Origin of the sequence: Pseudoflavonifractor gallinarum, from assembly GCF_014982855.1 — a bacterium.
Classification (GTDB): Bacteria; Bacillota; Clostridia; order Oscillospirales; family Oscillospiraceae; genus Pseudoflavonifractor_A; species Pseudoflavonifractor_A gallinarum.
Genome location: NZ_JADCKF010000013.1, coordinates 1 through 17858, shown reverse-complemented (window position 1 = coordinate 17858; position 17858 = coordinate 1). Strand labels below are relative to the sequence as shown.

At 60.1% G+C, this 17858-nt stretch carries 15 protein-coding genes, 1 tRNA gene and 1 pseudogene; 4 read left to right on the top strand and 13 right to left on the bottom strand.

The annotated features are described in order from the left end of the window. Positions 1–73: 73 nt before the first annotated feature. Positions 74–685 (bottom strand): TetR/AcrR family transcriptional regulator, encoded by a 612-nt coding sequence (locus INF37_RS13245; protein WP_101691024.1) that lies wholly within the window; start codon positions 683–685, stop codon positions 74–76. 102 nt (positions 686–787) lie between these two features. Here INF37_RS13245 and INF37_RS13240 point away from each other — a divergent pair, with 102 nt between their 5' ends. Both INF37_RS13240 and INF37_RS13235 read left to right on the top strand, forming a co-directional pair. Continuing rightward, positions 788–1687, top strand: coding sequence for a DegV family protein (locus tag INF37_RS13240; RefSeq protein ID WP_193538784.1), 900 nt, complete (start codon positions 788–790; stop codon positions 1685–1687). 127 nt (positions 1688–1814) lie between these two features. Next, positions 1815–2495, top strand: a complete 681-nt coding sequence (locus tag INF37_RS13235; RefSeq protein WP_193538782.1) for a peptidoglycan recognition protein family protein — start codon at positions 1815–1817, stop codon at positions 2493–2495. Positions 2496–2584: 89 nt separating this feature from the next. On the opposite strand, the gene INF37_RS13230 is transcribed toward INF37_RS13235, so the two are convergent. From INF37_RS13230 to rlmB, 10 genes are all read right to left on the bottom strand, one after another. Further along, a complete protein-coding gene (locus INF37_RS13230) occupies positions 2585–3025 on the bottom strand; it encodes an Hsp20/alpha crystallin family protein (RefSeq protein WP_101691021.1) in 441 nt (146 codons plus the stop codon). Between the two features lie 283 nt (positions 3026–3308). Next, a tRNA-Sec gene (locus INF37_RS13225) sits at positions 3309–3404 on the bottom strand. 106 nt (positions 3405–3510) lie between these two features. Then, on the bottom strand, positions 3511–5415 hold the full coding sequence (gene selB, locus INF37_RS13220; RefSeq protein WP_101691020.1) for a selenocysteine-specific translation elongation factor: 1905 nt from the start codon (positions 5413–5415) through the stop codon (positions 3511–3513). A 15-nt stretch (positions 5416–5430) separates the two neighbouring features. Then, entirely contained in the window at positions 5431–6825 is a 1395-nt protein-coding gene (selA, locus tag INF37_RS13215) for an L-seryl-tRNA(Sec) selenium transferase (RefSeq protein WP_193538780.1), read from the bottom strand. A gap of 572 nt (positions 6826–7397) precedes the next feature. Further along, positions 7398–7646: a hypothetical protein gene (locus INF37_RS13210; RefSeq protein WP_101691018.1), complete on the bottom strand. Its 249-nt coding sequence runs from the start codon at positions 7644–7646 to the stop codon at positions 7398–7400. 275 nt (positions 7647–7921) lie between these two features. Continuing rightward, the gene (locus INF37_RS13205) at positions 7922–8137 is read right to left on the bottom strand and encodes a hypothetical protein (protein WP_101691017.1); all 216 of its coding nucleotides are present in this window, start codon (positions 8135–8137) and stop codon (positions 7922–7924) included. 146 nt (positions 8138–8283) lie between these two features. Then, on the bottom strand, positions 8284–10209 hold the full coding sequence (gene htpG, locus INF37_RS13200; RefSeq protein WP_101691016.1) for a molecular chaperone HtpG: 1926 nt from the start codon (positions 10207–10209) through the stop codon (positions 8284–8286). Positions 10210–10351: 142 nt separating this feature from the next. After that, positions 10352–10651: a DUF6506 family protein gene (locus INF37_RS13195; protein ID WP_101691015.1), complete on the bottom strand. Its 300-nt coding sequence runs from the start codon at positions 10649–10651 to the stop codon at positions 10352–10354. A gap of 36 nt (positions 10652–10687) precedes the next feature. Further along, positions 10688–13033 carry a hypothetical protein gene (locus tag INF37_RS13190; protein ID WP_193538778.1) on the bottom strand — a complete coding sequence of 782 codons (2346 nt, stop codon included), beginning with the start codon at positions 13031–13033 and terminating at the stop codon, positions 10688–10690. Positions 13034–13084: 51 nt separating this feature from the next. Continuing rightward, positions 13085–13867 carry a 23S rRNA (guanosine(2251)-2'-O)-methyltransferase RlmB gene (rlmB, locus tag INF37_RS13185; RefSeq protein ID WP_101691013.1) on the bottom strand — a complete coding sequence of 261 codons (783 nt, stop codon included), beginning with the start codon at positions 13865–13867 and terminating at the stop codon, positions 13085–13087. 303 nt (positions 13868–14170) lie between these two features. Between rlmB and ftsH the strand changes: the two genes are divergently transcribed. Both ftsH and INF37_RS13175 read left to right on the top strand, forming a co-directional pair. After that, positions 14171–16270, top strand: a complete 2100-nt coding sequence (ftsH, locus tag INF37_RS13180; RefSeq protein WP_193538863.1) for an ATP-dependent zinc metalloprotease FtsH — start codon at positions 14171–14173, stop codon at positions 16268–16270. 115 nt (positions 16271–16385) lie between these two features. Next, positions 16386–16712 carry a putative heavy metal-binding protein gene (locus INF37_RS13175; RefSeq protein WP_101691012.1) on the top strand — a complete coding sequence of 109 codons (327 nt, stop codon included), beginning with the start codon at positions 16386–16388 and terminating at the stop codon, positions 16710–16712. A gap of 45 nt (positions 16713–16757) precedes the next feature. Here INF37_RS13175 and INF37_RS13170 read toward each other — a convergent pair whose 3' ends face one another. Both INF37_RS13170 and INF37_RS15775 read right to left on the bottom strand, forming a co-directional pair. Then, entirely contained in the window at positions 16758–17618 is an 861-nt protein-coding gene (locus INF37_RS13170) for a DMT family transporter (protein WP_328821082.1), read from the bottom strand. A 114-nt stretch (positions 17619–17732) separates the two neighbouring features. Then, positions 17733–17858: pseudogene (locus INF37_RS15775) on the bottom strand (acryloyl-CoA reductase electron transfer subunit beta); the annotation flags it as partial.

Below are 17858 nucleotides of genomic sequence, written 5' to 3'. Positions count from 1 at the left end.
ATCCAACTTTCTGTCCCTTGTATAGTCCACCGCAACAAAAAAGAGCCCCAGGAAACCCTGCGGCTCTCGGCGGTCAATTGTTCCCTTTCTCTTCTTCTCCCTGGAAAACTCCCTGAAAAAAGAGATAGTCCTGCTCCAGTTTGGGGTATAATGGATAGCTTCCCTGGTGCAGAATCCAGTCGATGACCACACCGCGAAAGTGGCGGAACAAAAAGTCGGCCACCCACTCTGCGGCAAGTCCTCCCGGGAGCTCGCCCGACTGCTTCGCCTCCACCAGGCACTCCCGCATGGCCCGGAAGGTAAAGCGGCTGGAGTCAATGGAGCGGCCGTCCGGCCGGTTCAGCCGCTGTTGATAGTAGCGTCCCACCAGCTCCCAGCCCATATTCTCCATAAAGGCGGCATACCCGGAGAGAATAAACCACAATCTCCGCCCGGGGGGCTCCTCCCGGTGCTCCTCCAGCAGTTCCTCCATATAGGTATCCAGCGGAGCAAACCCCCGCAGCAGCATCTCTTCCTTGGACTTGAAATGGTGATAAAAAGCCCCCGTGGTGATCCCCGCCTCCCGGCAGATATCCCGTACCGAGACCTTGTCAAACTGATTGCGGCGCAGGAGTTCCACCGCCGCGCGCAGGATGGCCTGCTCTGTCCGCTTGGCCTGTTCCCGGCGCCGCTGGCTATAATCCATAGATGGTCCCTCCTTTTTTCTTGACACCGGCCCGCAAGCACCGTATAATACTCACATAACAACGTTATGTGAGTATTATAGAGTAGGATGATGAACTTGTCAATGAACGACGTCTGTTTCGACCGCAATCCTCAGAAGATCGCCCTGCTTACCGACTCCTGCGCCGATCTGAGCGCGGAGCAGCGGGCAGGAACCCCTATCTTTGTCCTTCCCCTGAAGATCCGCTGCCGGGACGGGGAATTTTCCGACGGCGTGGACATCTTTGCCTCCGATATCTATGCACGCCAGGCCGCCGGTGAACTGCCTCAGACCTCCCTCCCCGATGGGGGCTCGGTCAAGGATACCCTGGACCACATTGCCGCGCTGGGCTATGAGAAAGTCATTGCCATCCACCTCTCCTCCGGTCTCTCGGGCACCTATAATATGGTGCGCCTCCAGGGGCTCGCCCGGGAGGATCTGGAGGTGGCCGTCTTTGACTCCCTCAGCGGCAGCCTGGGAATCGGGATCACGCTGCTCCAGGTATGGGAGGACATCCAGGCCGGGATGACTTGGGACAAGCTGGTGGAACAGCGTGTTCCCGCGCTGATCCGGAACACCTACCCCTATTTTTCCGTGGACACCCTGGAGTATCTCCAGAAGGGTGGGCGCATCGGAAAGATCACCGCTCTGGCCGGGACCATGCTCAACATCAAGCCTCTGGTGGGATTTGCCGCGGACGGCCAGCTCTCCAGTGTGGCCAAGGTCCGGGGACGCAAAGCCGTCCAGGGAAAGCTCTTGGAGCTTCTCTCCGCCCGGGCGGCCGAACAGGGACAGGGCCGGCGCTATAATCTGGCGGTGGCCAATGGCGGCGCGCCGGAGGAGATGGCGCAGCTGCGGCAGACCATTGCCGCTGCTCTGCCGGAACATCTGCACTTCTGGCAGGGGGAGATGGACGCCACACTCAGCGTCTATATTGGCTCCGGTGTGTTGGGGGCCTGTATTCAGTTTTTGGACGAAGAATAAGTTCTAGCGTGTGGGCGGGGTCTGAATCAGATCCCGCCCACATGCTGCTTTTTTATGAAATTGTAAAGACCTTTGCCGAAAAAACTGTTATAATGGTATCCATCAAACGGCGAAGGAGAGAGTGGATATGGCACAGCAGCGGGGCGGAAAACGGTTGGCTTCCCGGGAAAAACAGCGGGTGCGGAGGGGAAATCCGTTCGTTCTGCCCTCCATCCTGGGCGTGATCGTGCTGGTGCTGCTCGGGATCAAGCTGGCTCTGCCCCAGTTTCTGTCCTCCGCTCCCACCCCGCCCGACTGGGTCACAAAGGAGCTTTTGGAGGTCAATCCCTTCTCCCGTCCCGGCACCAAGCTGGAGGAGGTCACTGGTATCGTCGTCCACTATGTGGGCAATCCAGGCACGACGGCCGAGCAGAACCGGAGCTTTTTTGCGGGACTTGCCCAGCAGGAGCCCGCAGCCGAAGGGGAGCCCGATTCCAATACTTATGCCAGCAGTCACTTTCTGATCGGGCTGGACGGCGAGATCATCCAGTGCATCCCCCTGGATGAGTGGTCTTACTGCACCAGCCAGCGCAACAAGGACACCCTCTCCATCGAGTGCTGCCACCCGGATGAGGAAGGCGCCTTTACAGAGGCCACCTATCAGTCCCTCCTGAAGCTGGTCCACTGGCTTCAGGAAGAATTTCACCTGAGTACCGATCAAGTCATCCGTCACTATGATGTGACGGGCAAGGAATGTCCCCGCTACTATGTGGAGCACCCGGAGCAGTGGGAGCAGTTCAAGGCCGATCTGGACCAGATGCAGGGCTGAGTCCCCTGCGAAAATGGGGCGTTATCCGACCAAGACCATAAAAAATATCCACCGGACCAGCTGGTCCGGTGGATATTTTTTTGATTTGGTCACTCAATGGCAATGCGGTTGGGGTTATCCACCGCCTGCTCTTCCACCTTGGGAACGGACAGCTTCAAAATACCGTCCTCGTACTTGGCGTGGACCTCTTCCGGCTTCACGTCACCCACATAGAAGCTCCGGGAGCAGGCGCCGCTGTAACGCTCCTGGCGGATATAGCGCCCCTCCTCATCCTTCTGCTCCTTGTTGAGGCCCTTGGACGCGCTGACGGTCAGATAACCGTCCCGCAGCTCCAGATTGACCTCATCCTTTTGGAAACCGGGCAGATCGATATCCACCTCATAGCTGTGATCCAGCTCCCGGACATCGGTCTTCATCAGGTTCTTGGCGTGCTTGCCGTAGAGCGGATCATGTCCGCCAAAGAAATTCTTGTGGATCGAATCACCAAAGAAATCATCAAACAGATTTTCACCAAACAGACTGGGCAACATATGTCATTCCTCCATTTCACAGCTCATATCTGTGCCCGCCGGGGAGATCTTTTCTCTCCCTCCTTGGTACATGTCTATCATAGTCCCAAGTTTTAGCACTGTCAATATGAGAGTGCTAATGTTTACAAAGCGTTCATAATATGTAGCAAGAAAAGACATATTTCCAGCTTATTCTATGCCGTCTTGTACTCTATTATCAGAAAAGAAGTACAATATGGAATCAATTTCTATCCAAGAGCCGGATAAAAAACCGCCCGCGCTCTTTCGAGCGCGGGCGGTCTTCTGGCGGGGACAGGTAAGAATCGAACTCACCAAGGCGGGAACGCCGCCCTCTACGGTTTTGAAGACCGCGGGGCTCACCAGATACCCTTCTATCCCCATGTTACTGCACGGCTTTATTGATAAAACCGATATACAGTAACTCTTATTATAACAGTATCGAATGCTTTCGTCAACTATTTGAGCGTATTTTCCCGAAAAATATCCTATACTTTTTTCAAAAGTACCCGTACATCGCCATTTTTCCGGGTCACGCCCTCGCTGTCCCAGAACTCCAGCAGCGCCAGCGCATACTTGCGGGAGATGCCCAGGGCATCCCGGAACTCGGCCAGGAGCAGCTCCGGCTTCTGGGCAAAGAGGTCATAGAGTCCCTGAAGGGCCTTCTCGTAAAAATCCTTCCGCAGCACGATCTGTGCGTTGAGGGCCACCAGCTCCCCGTCGTAGAAGAGGCGCTGGACCACCTGGCGGGCGCCGTCCTGCTTCTTTCCAAAGGAGGCGAGCACATCGTCCAGATTCTCCGGAGCCAGGGCGGCCTTGCCGTACAGGTCCAGGATCTGGTCCCGCAGTCCGGTGTAGAAGGAATTCCACACCACCTGGAAGTCAGGCAGGGCAATGGTGGGACCCTCGATCCGCAGGCCGCGGTGCTCGGCATAGTAGTCGATGAGCGCATCGATGGCGGTGGGAGAGGCGGTGGGCAGGAGCTTTCCGCGGAACTCTCCCCGGTTCATGCCGGGCTGGAGCGGCTGGGCCTTGTGATAGGCGCTCAGGAGCTTGACTGCCTTTTCCCACAGGGCCTCGATGGTATCGTGGTCCACATAGCGGCCGCCCAGCTCCACCACACGGCCCTCTTCCATGAGTTGGGCCAGGGACTCGCTCAGTTCGGCCTCGGTGAGACCGGCCGCCTTGGCCAAGTCGTGCTTCTTGGGCATGGCGGACCCGGCCTGACGGAGGGCCTCCATCACCTGCTTCTCGGAGGAGCCCGAGGCGCGGGCAGCCAGTCCCTCCAGCACGGCGGGATCGTTGCGCTTATGCCGGCCGGGATCGGCGTTCAGGATCACACCGCCGCCCACCGTCACCATGGGAGAGAAGAAGCGCACCACATAGTGGTCGCCATTCTTCACCGCCACATCTTCCTGGAAGCGGAGCTGGGCAAAGCCGGTCTCGCCGGGCTCCAGGGTATCCTTTCCCAGCACCACGCACTTACACACCAGCTCCCGGCTGCCGTGGTGGAAGTGGAGCTGGGAGTCGTTTTTGATGGCATAGGGCGCGTCTTTGAGCATGGTGAGCTGTACGTCCATCTGGCGGGAGAGGACCATGGAGCCAGGCTTGGCCACGGTGTCGCCCCGCTTGATATCCGCCTTGTCAATGCCCGAGAGGTTGACCGCCACGCGCATGCCGGCGCTGGCCCGCTCCTCCGCCTTGTCATGGTTCTGAAGGCCCCGGATGCGGGCCTTTTTCTCACTGGGGTAGATGCAGACCTCCTCCCCCAGCTGCATGGAGCCCTCCAGCAGGGTACCGGTGACCACCGTGCCGAAGCCGTCCACCGAGAACACCCGGTCCACGGGAAGGCGGAAGGGCCGGTCCTGGTTGCGCTGTTCCGCTCCCTCCACCAGCTTGACAATGAGCTCTTTCAGCTCCTCAATGCCCTGTCCGGTGTAGGAGGACACCGCCAGGATGGGAGCGTCCTGGAGGAAGGTGCCCTGGACGGTCTCCCGGGCCTCCTCCTCGATGGCCTCCAGCCACTCCTCATCCACCATGTCGGCCTTGGTGACCACGATGATGCCGTTCTGCACCCCCAGCAGGGAGAGGATGCCCAGGTGCTCGCGGGTCTGGGGCATAAAGCCCTCGTCGGCCGCAATGACCATCAGGACCACATCCATGCCCGCGGCGCCCACCAGCATGTTGCGGATGAACTTCTCATGTCCGGGCACGTCGATGATGCTGGCGGTCTGGCCGTTGGGCAGCGTAAGCTGGGCAAAGCCAATCTCAATGGTGATGCCCCGCTTCTGTTCCTCTTTCAGCCGGTCGGTGTCCACGCCGGTCAGGGCCCGGGTCAGACAGGTCTTGCCGTGGTCCACATGGCCGGCGGTGCCGATGATGATATGCTTCATAGCCGTGGCGCTCCTTTAGTTCAAGATCATGTCCAGAGCCCGGATGATCTCCGCCCAGTCGGCGTCGGTCAGGGTGCGGACATCCAGCAGATACTGATTGCGGCTTACCCGTCCCACAATGGGAGTCTCCCAGGCCCGGAGGGCCTCCTCCAGCGCGGAGACCGTGAGGGAGACCGGCGAGAGCTCCACCACCCAGGTAGGCAGGGGCACGCCGGGCAGGCTTCCGCCCCCCACCTCGCCGTTGTCCGGCGCGGCGGAGAAGACACATTTCCCCGCAAAGCGGGCAGAGAGCTCCTCCGCCCGGGCGCGTGCCTTGGACTCCAGGGTCTCCGGCCGCGCCCCCAGCATGGCCAGCGTTGGAATGCTCCGGCCGGCCAGCGCATGATCCCGGTAGGTGCGCAGGGTGGCCTCCAGTGCCGCCAGTGTCAGCTTGTCGATGCGCACCACCCGGGCAAACTGATCCTTCTTCATGGCCTGGATATAGGGGGCCCGGCCAATGGCGATGCCCGCCTGGGGCCCGCCCAGCAGCTTGTCGCCGGAGAAGCAGATCACATCGGCACCGGCGCGCACGCTCTCCTCCACCGTGGGGCCCTCGGGGACACCCAGAGCAGGGTCGTCATAGAGGGCGCCGCTGCCCAGATCGTGGAAGACGGGCACACCCTTCTCCCGGCCCAGGGCGACCAGATCAGCAATGGAGACCTCCTCGGTAAAACCAATGAGCTTGAAGTTGCTGGTGTGGACCTTCAGGAGGATCTCAGCCCCCTGCTCTTCAATGGCGCGGCGGTAATCGGAGAGATGGGTCTTGTTGGTGGTACCCACCTCCACCAGCTGTGCCCCGCTGCGGGCCATGATCTCCGGCACCCGGAAGGAACCGCCGATCTCTACCAGTTCTCCCCGGGAGATCGCCACTTTTTTCCCAGCCGCCAGGGCCGAGAGCATGAGGAATACTGCCGCGGCGTTGTTGTTGACCGCCAGGGCGGCCTCCGCCCCGGTCAGGGAGCAAATAAGCGGCTCAATGTGGGAAAAGCGGCTGCCGCGGCGCCCGGAATCGATGTCATATTCCAGGTTGGAATACCCCCGGGCCGCCTCATAGACCGCCCGGGCCGCCTCTTCGCCCAGGGGGGCGCGGCCCAGGTTTGTATGCAGCACCACGCCGGTACCGTTGATGACGGCGCGCAGGTGGGGACGGCAGGACGCCCGGGCCCGGGCCGTAGTCTGGGCAGCCAGGGTGTCCAGGTCGGGCAGGACCTCCACCGTTCCATCCAGGATCCCGCGGCGCAGCTCCTCCAGGGCGGTTCTGGCCGCCTCTTTCAGTGCATAGTAAGGCAGCTCCTCCTGGGCGGACGCAATGGCCGGATGGGCCAGAAGTACATCCATTTTGGGGAGCTGCTGCAACAGCTGTCGATTCATCGAGGGGAAAACCTCCAGTCACAGATGTGCGGACAGACGTCCGGAAATTCAGTAGCATTATTATACATGATTCCAGGTAGGGAGACAAGGACAACCGGGGAGAAAAAGATGCCGCACCCACTCCCCAAGGGCGCAGGCGCGGCGGCATGTCATATATCGCGGCTCTTCTCCTCCAGCGGAGCTCCACAGTGGGGGCAAAATGACATGTTCCCAGCGGAGAGAAGGCCCAGAAAACGACGGCAAAAGGGACAACGCAGCTTACACAGTGCGAGCACAATACTGGAAAGCACCACGATACCTCCAGCCGCCATCCAGAGTATCCCCAGGCGAAAACAGCCCACCCCAAACAAAAGGGCCCCTACCAGGAACAGCAGCGCAGACACAAGGTCCCAGGTTTTCAGCTTCCATGCCTCCATGGACTTCCCTCTTTCCTATGCGTGATTCTGAGATAAAATACCTCTTCTCCGGCAGAGAAGCCAGCAATCAGAGGTAAAAAACAAGCAAAGATCCGGTAAAACGAAAGCCGATGGGACAAAACATCCCATCGGCTTCTATTTAAAAAGAGACTGCGCTTAGCGAACTGCCGCCGCGCAGGATTGCTTTCTGAGATCCATCTCGATCATGCGGATCACATAGAGAGAGTCGGTGATGACCTTGAGGGGCTGGGAAAAATCCAGGGCAAACAGTCCGATGAAGGACCGGGCATCCACCTTGATGGTCTCCTCCTGATTGGAGAGATAGACTTCTTTATCCGCCATGCTGGCAATGCGCTGGAGCGCAGAGATCTCAGAAATGGAGTTAAATTTCTTTTCGATGACCATACGTCATACCTCCTTTTCGCCTACGAGTATATCACGGCGTATTTTTGCACGCAATGGCATACTTATATAAAAACACAGCCCTTTTATAGGCCGTATACAAGCATTTTTTCATATTACAGCCTCTATACTCCGCTAGTTAATTTATAAATCCCCCATTGCAATCCACAGAGTCACGACTCTTTCCCTCTCCCAATGAAATTAGTCAGGATATAAAAACTCCGCGCCGCAATGCGGCGCGGAGTTCACATGCCATTTTTGTGCTGCACTCGGTCCGATCACCAGTGCTCCAGCTGCTCCTGAAGCCATTGAGAGTCTGTGACGATCTCCACCGGCTGGGAAAAATCCAGCGCATAGATCCCCATGGGAGATTTTGCATTCAGGGCGATTTCTCCGTCAAGAGAACGGATGGTGACCGCCTCAGATACGGAAAGCGCCAGTTCACGAAGTCGCTGGATCTCCTCCCGGGAGGAGAAAGTCATGGTTATAACCATCGGTCATGCCCCCTGTCAGTAATACCGTTGCTCTTCTTTTATTATACTACATAGTACATACTTTGAAAAGAGACGAGCTCTCTTCATCCAACGGTTTTGTCGTCCTTACAGCGGCATGATTTTGTGCATTTACGCCAGAGGCTCTCTTACTTCATCAGGGAACAGACCAGCTCGGTGTAACGGGTGGTATCCTCGATGGGGAGGCCGGCAATGAGCAGGGCCTGATGGTAGAGGAGCTCTGCATAGACCTTGGCCTTCTCCTGGTCACTCTCCATGGCCTCCCGAAGGGCGGCAAAGGCCCCCGAATCGGGATTGAGCTCCAGCACCCGCTGGGCCTTCATGTTGTCCGCGTGGTCCGGGTCCACCCGGCGGAAGTACTTCTCCATCTCCAGCGTGACCGGACCGTCGGCCGTCATGCACACCGCGCCGGTCTTGAGGATCTTGGAGATGCGGGCCTCCTTGATCTTGTCGCCCAGGGTCTCCTTCACGAAGTCCAGTACGTCCTTGTTTTCCTCCGCCTTCTTCTCGGCCTGGGCCTTCTCCTCCTCGCTCTCCGGGAGGGCATCGCTGTCGCTGACCGACTTGAAGGCCTTGCCGTCCAGCTCGCCCAGCAGGTTCATGACGAACTCGTCGGGCTCGTCGGTGAGGTAGAGGATCTCATAGCCCTTGTCCCGGATGCGCTCGGTCTGGGGCAGCTGGGCGATCTTCTCCACGCTCTCGCCGGCGGCGAAGTAGATAAACTTCTGATCCTCTGCCATGCGGGACTGGTACTCGGCCAGGGTGACCATCTTGCCCTCCTTGGAGGACCAGAAGAGGAGCAGATCCTTCAGCAGCTCCTTATGGGCGCCGTAGTCGGCCAGGATGCCGTACTTGATCTGCATGCCGAAGGCCTTCCAGAACTGCTCGTACTTCTCCCGCTCATCCTTCTGGAGCTTGAGGAGCTCAGCCTTGATCTTCTTCTCCAGATTGCCCGCGATCACCTTGAGCTGCCGGGTATGCTGGAGCATCTCGCGGGAGATGTTCAGGGAGAAGTCCTGAGAGTCCACCACGCCCTTGACAAAGCGGAAGTGGTCGGGCAGCAGGTCGGCGCACTGATCCATGATGAGCACGCCCGAGGAGTAGAGCTGCAGGCCCTTCTGATAATCCCGGGAGTAGAAATCAAAGGGAGCATGGGCCGGGATATAGAGCATGGCCTTATATTCCACCGCGCCCTCGGCGGAGACATGGACCACCCGCAGGGGATCCTCCCAGTCGCCGTACTTCTCCTTATAGAACTGGTTGTACTCCTCCTCCTTGACCTCGCTCTTGGGCCGCTGCCACAGGGGGACCATGGAGTTGAGGGTCTGCCACTCGTCATAGTCCTCCCACTCGGGCTTATAGTCCTCACCGGCGTCCTCCGGACGGGGCTTCTGGCGGGATTTGTGCATGAGCATGACGATGGGGTAGTGGATATAGTCCGAATACTTCTTCACCAGGTCGCTGAGGCGGTACTGCTCCAGATATTCGTCGTAGTGGTCGTCCTCCGTGTTGGCTTTGATGTGGAGTACGATGTCGGTGCCCACCGTATCCTTCTCGCAGGGCTCCATGGTGTAGCCGTCCTTGCCGTCAGAGGTCCAGCGCCAGGCCTCCTCGCTGCCGTAGGCACGGGAGGTCACCGTCACCTCATCGGCCACCATAAAGGCGGAGTAGAAGCCCACGCCGAACTGACCGATGATGTCCACATCACTCTTACCCTTGCCCTCGTCCTTGGCGGCCATGTCCTGCTTGAACTGGAGGGAGCCGCTCTTGGCAATGGTGCCCAGATTCTGCTCCAGCTCCTCCTTGGTCATGCCGATGCCGTTGTCCGAGATGGTGAGGGTCCGCTTGATCTGATCCGGAGTCAGGGTGATCTTGAAGTCGGAGCGGTTCAGACCCACCTGGTCGTCGGTGAGGGCCTTGTAGGCCAGCTTGTCCACCGCGTCGCTGGCGTTGGAGATGAGCTCCCGCAGGAAGATCTCCTTGTGGGTATAAATGGAGTTGATCATCAGATCCAACAGCCGCTGTGATTCGGCCTGAAAGGCTTTCTTTTCCATGGTATATACGCCTCCATATAAAACATAAATCGTAAACAAAATAGGGTTAGCACTCTTTCCTATAGAGTGCTAACCCTATGATAGTCCTTCCCGCCCCACTTTGCAAGGGGGTTTCCAGAATGTTTACAATTTCTCCTGGCGGTCACTCCGACCAGAATTTCAGCGTGGCCTCCAGCTGATCCGGGGGACAGACCACATAGCAGACGGTGAGCCGGTGCCCTGCCGCGTCGTACATCTTCCGGGCCAGCTCTTCTCCAAAGGCGCCGCACACCTCGATGGTGCCGAACCCCGCGTCGGCCAGCTCCACCGCCTTGGCCACCGCCTCCTCCGGATTGCGCACCGTGAGGATATGGGTCTCGGTGGCGGAGGTGTCCAGCCGGGCATGGTCGGTCTCCGGGTTATGAAGCTCGTTCATGATCATCATCGCGTATTTCTTTTTCATGCCGTCCATCTCCTTTTTCTGTCTTCCGCTCCCGCTCTAATAGCGGTTTACCCAGTTGGAAATGAGAATGGTGGGCACCAGCCACATGCCCAAAAAGACCAGCAGATTAAAGGGAGTCAGCGAGTCATACGCCGCCATAAAGGTGAGGTAAAAGGCGAGCAGCACGCCCACACAGGACCCCAGACAGGCCAGCGCCGTGGAGATCCGCACCGCCAAGCGCAGACGTTTCCCGCCCACGGCAGCCTCGGTAAAGGGTCCCACCCCCTCCCGGCAGAGCACGGCGGTGAGCAGCTCACTGTGGCTCTGCCGCTGGGAGGAGAGCTCCACCCGCCGCTCCACCGCCGGGAACTCCATCTTGTCTGCCGGCAGCTTGAAGCGCTGGCGGAGCATGGCGGGGATGATATTAAAGTCCCGTGTGGCCAGCACCGGGGAGATCCGGTTGCTGATCAGGGCGCTGATGGCGGGCTCCACTGTGCCATGCAGGGTGTATTTCAGGGCAAACAGCCCGGCCAATTCCCCGTCAATGGCGCAGAATACCGCGTTTTTCACGTTCAGTCCCTGGGGCAGGGGCACCTCCATCAGATGCATGAAGGAGGCCGAGCCCACCAGCACCACTTCGTTCCGGATGAGGGCGGATACACCGCCCCCCTCGTAGCAGCAGAAATCCTGGCTGCGGCGGTAGATGGCCCCCTGACTGCGGAGCAGATCGTGGAAGATCTTGTCCAGTCCACAGCCGGTATCCCGAATGAGCGTGGCAGTCACGCCCACCACTTTCTCTACCGGGAAATCCCCAAAGATCTTGATCCCGTTGAGGGAGACCGTCCCGGGCGGGAAGAGGTCCTGATCGGTCAGCAGGATCCCTGCGCTTCCGCTGGTCCCGGTGATCCCGTCCCAGCCGGCCAGAGCTGCTCCGCTTTTCGCCAGACGCAGGGAGAGGGAGCGCCACGGGATGCCGTAGCAAAGCGTCGAAGAGAACGACGCTCCTGCGCTCAGGGTGGCCGAAAGACACCAGAGGATATCCTCCGGCCGCCGCCTGCCAATGGAGGCCAGCACCGAAAAGAGCAGACAGGCTAGGAGAATGAGGGGGGCCATAATATGGTAGATGCGCTGGGCCCCGTCGGTAGCCTGGATCTGGCGGCCAAAGCCCACCGGCTCCCCCGACCATTTCGCATAGGCGTCCCGCCCATTCCACTTATTCTCATCCAGAGTGACCAGATAGGGCTCCGAGGCGGAGGCCGCTGTGCGGCAGGCCACCCGAAGTCCCTTGCGCTTACAGTAATATCCGTACAGATTGAAGCCGAGGGCCAGGGCCGCAATGGCACAATAGGGCTGGCGCTGGGGGCTCCCCTCCATCAGCGGCATGGTCAGGGCATCCGCCAGGGCGGCGGCACAGGCCAGGGCCATCACGCTGTCCAGCTCTACGTGCAGGATGAGCAGATGGTACAGTCCGCGCCCCAGCGCATCGATCCCCAACAGCATGGCCGCGCCCAGCAGCGCGGCCTGGGCGTAGAGCTGAAGGGTGTGGTTCCCCTCCAGGGTCCCGGGCATGGGTGCGTTCACCGCCTGGCCCACCGACAAATAGAGCAGGGGCACACACAGCAGAAAGAGCAGGACGATGCGCAGCTTGAGGACCCCCATCCCCCGGTTATAGCGCCGGAACAGCTCCTGGGGCGGCGTGTCCGGGATGGGCGGCGGGGGACGGCGCTTCCGTCGGGGCGGGCGCTCCTCCTCCGGTTCCTCCACATCCACGCCCGGGATGTACCGCTCTGCCCGGCGGACCTCGGGAGCTTCCTCGCTCCCCTCTTCCTCAAACATGTGGTCCGCGTAGGCATCCGCCTGCTTCTTCAGCTTTCGGAACCGGCCCAGCAGTCCTTTCTCCTCCCCGCCCGGGAAGGGAACGACTTTCTCCTTCTTCTGGGGCTGGTCCGGAGCCGGCTCCTCCCCTTCCGGGGTGGGCGGCTCGGGCTCGGGTTCTCCGGCCTTCTCCGCGTTCCGCGCCGGCTCAGGCTTCTGCGCAAGGCGGCGGCCGCCGGAGGGAGCTTTTGGTTTCGGTGCCTTGGATTCCGGAGGCTTCGGTTCTGAAGACTTGGGTTCTGGAGGGGCCGGCTCCTCCACAGCGTCCTGCTTCTTCTCCTCTGCGGTGGAATGGCCCGGGAAAGTCAGCAAATGGCCCCGGGCCCGCTTTCCCCCGCGCCCTCCGCGGGGCGGAGTGGGGTCGGCCGGCTCCGGCTCTTCCCGGTCCCGGTACTGGTCCAGGGGGATCGGGGTCCGCGCATCCGGTTCCTTCTGTGACTCCTGTCCGTACTCCGCCAGAATGTCCTCCAGAGAAAATTCCAGCTCAGGTTCTTCGGTATGGAACTTGTCGTCGTTATCCTTCGACATGATCTTCTCCTGATTATGTTGAAATAGCTTCCGCGCCCCGCGCGGGAGGTCTTACATCCGCTGGCGCACCGCCTCGTAGAGCAGGATGGCAGCGGCGGCGCTAGCGTTGAGGGAGTTGAGCTTCCCCTTCATGGGGATGCGCACCTTGAAATCACAGGTCTCGGCCACCAGCCGTCCCATGCCGTCCCCCTCGCTGCCGATGACGATGGCAGCCGGTCCCTTCAGGTCAGCCTCATAGAGCAGGCGGTCCCCGTCGGCTGCCGTGCCAAAGACCCAGATTCCCTCGTCCTTGAGCTCCTTGAGCAGGGCGGGCAGATTGGGCACCCGGGCCACCGGCACATGGCTCACCGCCCCGGCGGAGGTCTTGGCCACGATGGCGGTCAGACCGGCCGAGCGGCGCTTGGGAATGATGACGCCGTGGGCGCCGGCACACTCGGCGGTGCGGATGACCGCACCCAGATTGTGGGGGTCTGAGAGTTCGTCACACACCACGATCAGGGGAGGCTCCCCCTTCTCGCGGGCGGCGTTCAAAATATCCTCCACGCTGGCGTACTCCCGCACGGCGGCCAGGGCAATCACCCCCTGGTGGGAGTGGGTGCGGCTCATGTTGTCCAGCTTCCGGCGGTCGGCCTCTACCACCACCACGCCCTTACCGCGGGCGGTCGAGGCAATGTGCCCCAGGGCTGCGTCGGTCTCGCCCCGGGCAATATAGATTTTATCAATGGCGGTTCCGGAGCGCAGCGCCTCAATGACTGCGTTGCGGCCTTCAATAATGCCGTCCGCTCCCGCTTCCAGGGTATCTTCCCGGCGTTTTCCGGTCTTGTTCTCCTTCATGGATGTGTCTCCTCATTCATTTGATTCATAGAGCAGTATACCACATTCCCCCCTCCGGAAAAAGGGAAAGTTGCAAACTCTTCGCTGCCCTTTCCGCCTCCAAGGGCTTCTTTCACAGAATGTTTACACCTTTCGACACCCCCCTTCCTTGTATTAACGAATCTTTTGTGTTATAAATAGATAAGTCTAAAGAAAACAGGACCGATTTCTCTGATTCAGGTCTACTCTTCATGTAAGGAGGGCACTCATTTGAAGCCCGATAAACAACGAAACACCGGCTCAAACAATAACAAGCGCAATCTAATGGGCATTGCGTCCATTCTGTTATGGGCCCTGGTGGTCACCATTCTGGTGAACTACTTCCTGTCCATGTCCAATCAGGCCAATTCCACCCTGATTCAATACAGCGAGTTTTTGAATCTGGTGGAGGAGGACAAGGTCTACGCCGTCTCCATGACCAGCAACAAGTTTACCATCTACCTCAAGGAAGATGTGGCTGCCGTTGGTCTGGACCCGAATGCCACCCCCGCGCTCCCCTCTGCGGCATCGCAAAACGACAGTCAGCTCTTTTCCAGCATCCTGGCCGGTGAGGAGAGCGCCCCCAGTGTGGAGCAGCAGCTCTCCAAGGCCCGCAGCTATTACTGTGCTCCTCTCAACGACTCCAGCCTGCTTACCCTTTTGCGGGAGCACAATGTCCGCTTCGGCACCCCCTACCAGCCGGAGCTCTCCCCTGTGGTGAGCTTCCTGGTCTCCTGGCTGCTGCCCATGGTCATCATGGTGGCCCTCTTCTCCTTCCTGTTCCGCAGCATGGCGGGCAAGATGGGCGGCGGTCTGGGCGGCGTCGGCAAGGCCAATGCCAAGGTCTATGTGGAGAAAAAGACCGGCGTCACCTTCAAAGACGTGGCCGGTCAGGATGAGGCCAAGGAGTCCCTGGTGGAGATCATCGACTTCCTGCACAATCCCCAGAAATACACCGAGATCGGCGCCAAGCTGCCCAAGGGCGCCCTGCTGGTGGGCCCTCCCGGTACCGGTAAGACCCTGCTGGCCAAGGCCGTGGCCGGTGAGGCCAACGTCCCCTTCTTCTCCATCAGCGGCTCCGACTTCGTGGAGATGTTTGTGGGCGTAGGCGCCTCCCGTGTCCGTGACCTCTTCAAGGAGGCCAACAAGATGGCCCCCTGCATCGTCTTTATCGACGAGATCGACACCATTGGTAAGTCCCGCGACAACCGCATGGGCGGCAATGACGAGCGGGAGCAGACCCTCAACCAGCTGCTGGCTGAGATGGACGGCTTCGACCCCACCAAGGGCGTCATTCTGCTGGCCGCCACCAACCGGCCCGAGGTGCTGGACCAGGCCCTTCTGCGTCCCGGCCGCTTTGACCGGCGCATCACCGTGGACCGGCCCAACCTGGCCGGACGTCTGGCCACGCTTCAGGTCCACACCCGCAACATCCGTCTGGCGGAGGACGTGGATCTGAACAAGATCGCCCTGGCCACTGCCGGCGCGGTGGGCGCGGACCTCGCTAACCTGGTCAACGAGGCTGCCCTCCGGGCGGTCCGTCTGGGCCGCCGGGCGGTCAACCAGAACGACCTACTGGCCGCTTTTGAGCTGGTCATCGCCGGTGCGGAGAAGAAAAACTCCGTCCTCTCTGAGTTTGAGAAGAAGCTGGTAGCCTACCATGAGGTGGGTCACGCCATGGTCTCCTTCAAGCAGAAGAACACCACCCCGGTGCAGAAGATCACTATCGTTCCCCATACCCAGGGCGCGCTGGGCTACACCCTGCACCTCCCCGAGGAGGATAAGAACCTCCAGACCCGGGACGAGCTGCTTGCGGAGATCGCCACTTACATGGGCGGCCGTGCCGCGGAGGAAGTGATCCTCCACACCATGACCAACGGTGCCGCCCAAGACATCCAGCAGGCCACCAGCCTGGCCCGCAACATGGTGGCCCTCTACGGTATGAGCGACAAGTTTGGCATGATGGCTCTGGCCTCCCGCCGCAACCAGTATCTGGACGGCGGCTACGGCATCGACTGCGCCCAGGACACCGCCGCCGACATTGATAAGGACGTCATGTCCATCCTCCACAGCGCCTACGAAAAGGCAGTCAATATCATCCAGGAGAACCGGGAGGATATGGACAAAGTGGTGGATTACCTTCTCAAGAAGGAGACCATCACCGGCGAGGAGATGATGGCCATTCTGGAGGGCCGGGACCCCGCCACCGCCGACAACTACGGCGCCCGTCCCGAGCCGCAGGATCGCTCCATTGAGCCCCCTGCCCGCAACATTCATATGACCAGCGAGCCGGTCCTTCCGCCTCAGCCGCCCCAGGACACCATACCGGAGGATGAGGCGCCCGCCCCCTCTTCGGAGGGCGATTCTCCCGCCGGGGAGTCCTGATCCCGCTTTCCGTGTCTCTTGACGCGTGTTCTGTGGTATGATATGCTCCCAACAGGGGCGGCAGGTTCCTGCCGCCCCTGTTTTTTCGAAAAACAAAATAGTAGGAGGGAGCTCTATGATTATTACCACGACCCCTCAGATCGAGGGACACCGCATCTGCGCCTATCACGGCATCGTCTTTGGCGAGGTGGTCTCCGGCGTGGATTTCATCAAGGATTTCGGCGCGGGACTGCGCAATTTCTTCGGCGGACGCAGTGAGGGCTATGAAGAGGAGCTCCAGCGCGCCCGGGAAGAAGCGCTCCATGAGATGAGCCAGCGGGCCGCTCAGATGGGCGCCAACGCGGTAGTCGGTGTGGACATCGACTACGAGATCCTCGGCTCCGGGAACAACATGATGATGGTCTCTGCCTCTGGCACCGCAGTGACCATCGAGCCAGTATAAAGGAAAAAGGGCCGCGGGAACACAGTGTGTTCCCGCGGCCCTTTTTTATCGTTCCGTATAGGTATAGAGCAGTACCCCTGCCAGGACCATCCCTCCGCTGATCCATTCGGCCGGGTCCGGAATCTCTCCGAACAGGATCCCCGCCAGGACGGCGGCAAAGACCGGCTCACAGAGCTTGGCTGCCGACACATAGGCGGGAGAGAGCTCCCGCAGGCACCAGCTGAACAGGCTGTGTCCCATCAGCGTGCAGAATACCGCCAGGCCCAGATCAATGAGCCACTCCCGGGGCGGCCAGCCCCAGACCGCCGTCCCGGTGACCCCGTCCAGCACCAAGAGGGTGATCAGACAGGCCGTATAGGTGAGGGCGGTATAGACGGTGGTGGAGAGGTGCTCCCGCTGATATCTGCCAATCAGGGTGTATGCCGCCACCGCCGCAGCTCCCGCCAGGGCCAGTCCGTTCCCCCCTACTGTTCCTCCGGAGCCGCCCCCTGCAAAGGCCAGCACCGTACTGCCTGCCACTGCAAGGGCAATGGCACCCCACCCCAGCCGGGAAATCCGTCCGCCAAAGAGCAGCGCAAAGCCCAGGGCCACAAAAATAACCTCTGTGCTCACCAGTGCAGTGGAACTGGCCACGCTGGTCCATTTCAGGGACTCAAACCAGAGTGCAAAGTGAAGGGCCAGACACACACCGCTCAGGGCACACAGCCCCACGTCCCGCCGGGTAACCCGTTTCCACTCCGCTCCCCCCCGGAGCAGGGCGGCAGGCAGAAGCAGAAGTACCGTCCAGCCCAGGCGGTAGGTGGCGGTCACCAGCGAGGGGGCCTGTGAATACCGCACCAAAATGGCCGAAACAGCCGTCCCCAGCACACCCAACAATAAAATTCCTTTTGCCCGGCTCCGTCCCACCCGCATCCCCTCCTTTTTGCAGTCCGCTCTATCCTACCAACTCCGACCGAAAAAGGCAAGCATCCAATCAAAAACCCGCCTCCGGACATGTCCGGAGGCGGGTTTATTATTCCATTACTTGGAGGCCTTCAGGGCCTTGATGGACTCGATGAGCATGGGGGTGACCTTGAAGAGGTCGCCGGTGATGCCGTAGGAGGCCACCTCGAAGATGGGGGCGGTCTCGTTCTTGTTCACCGCGAT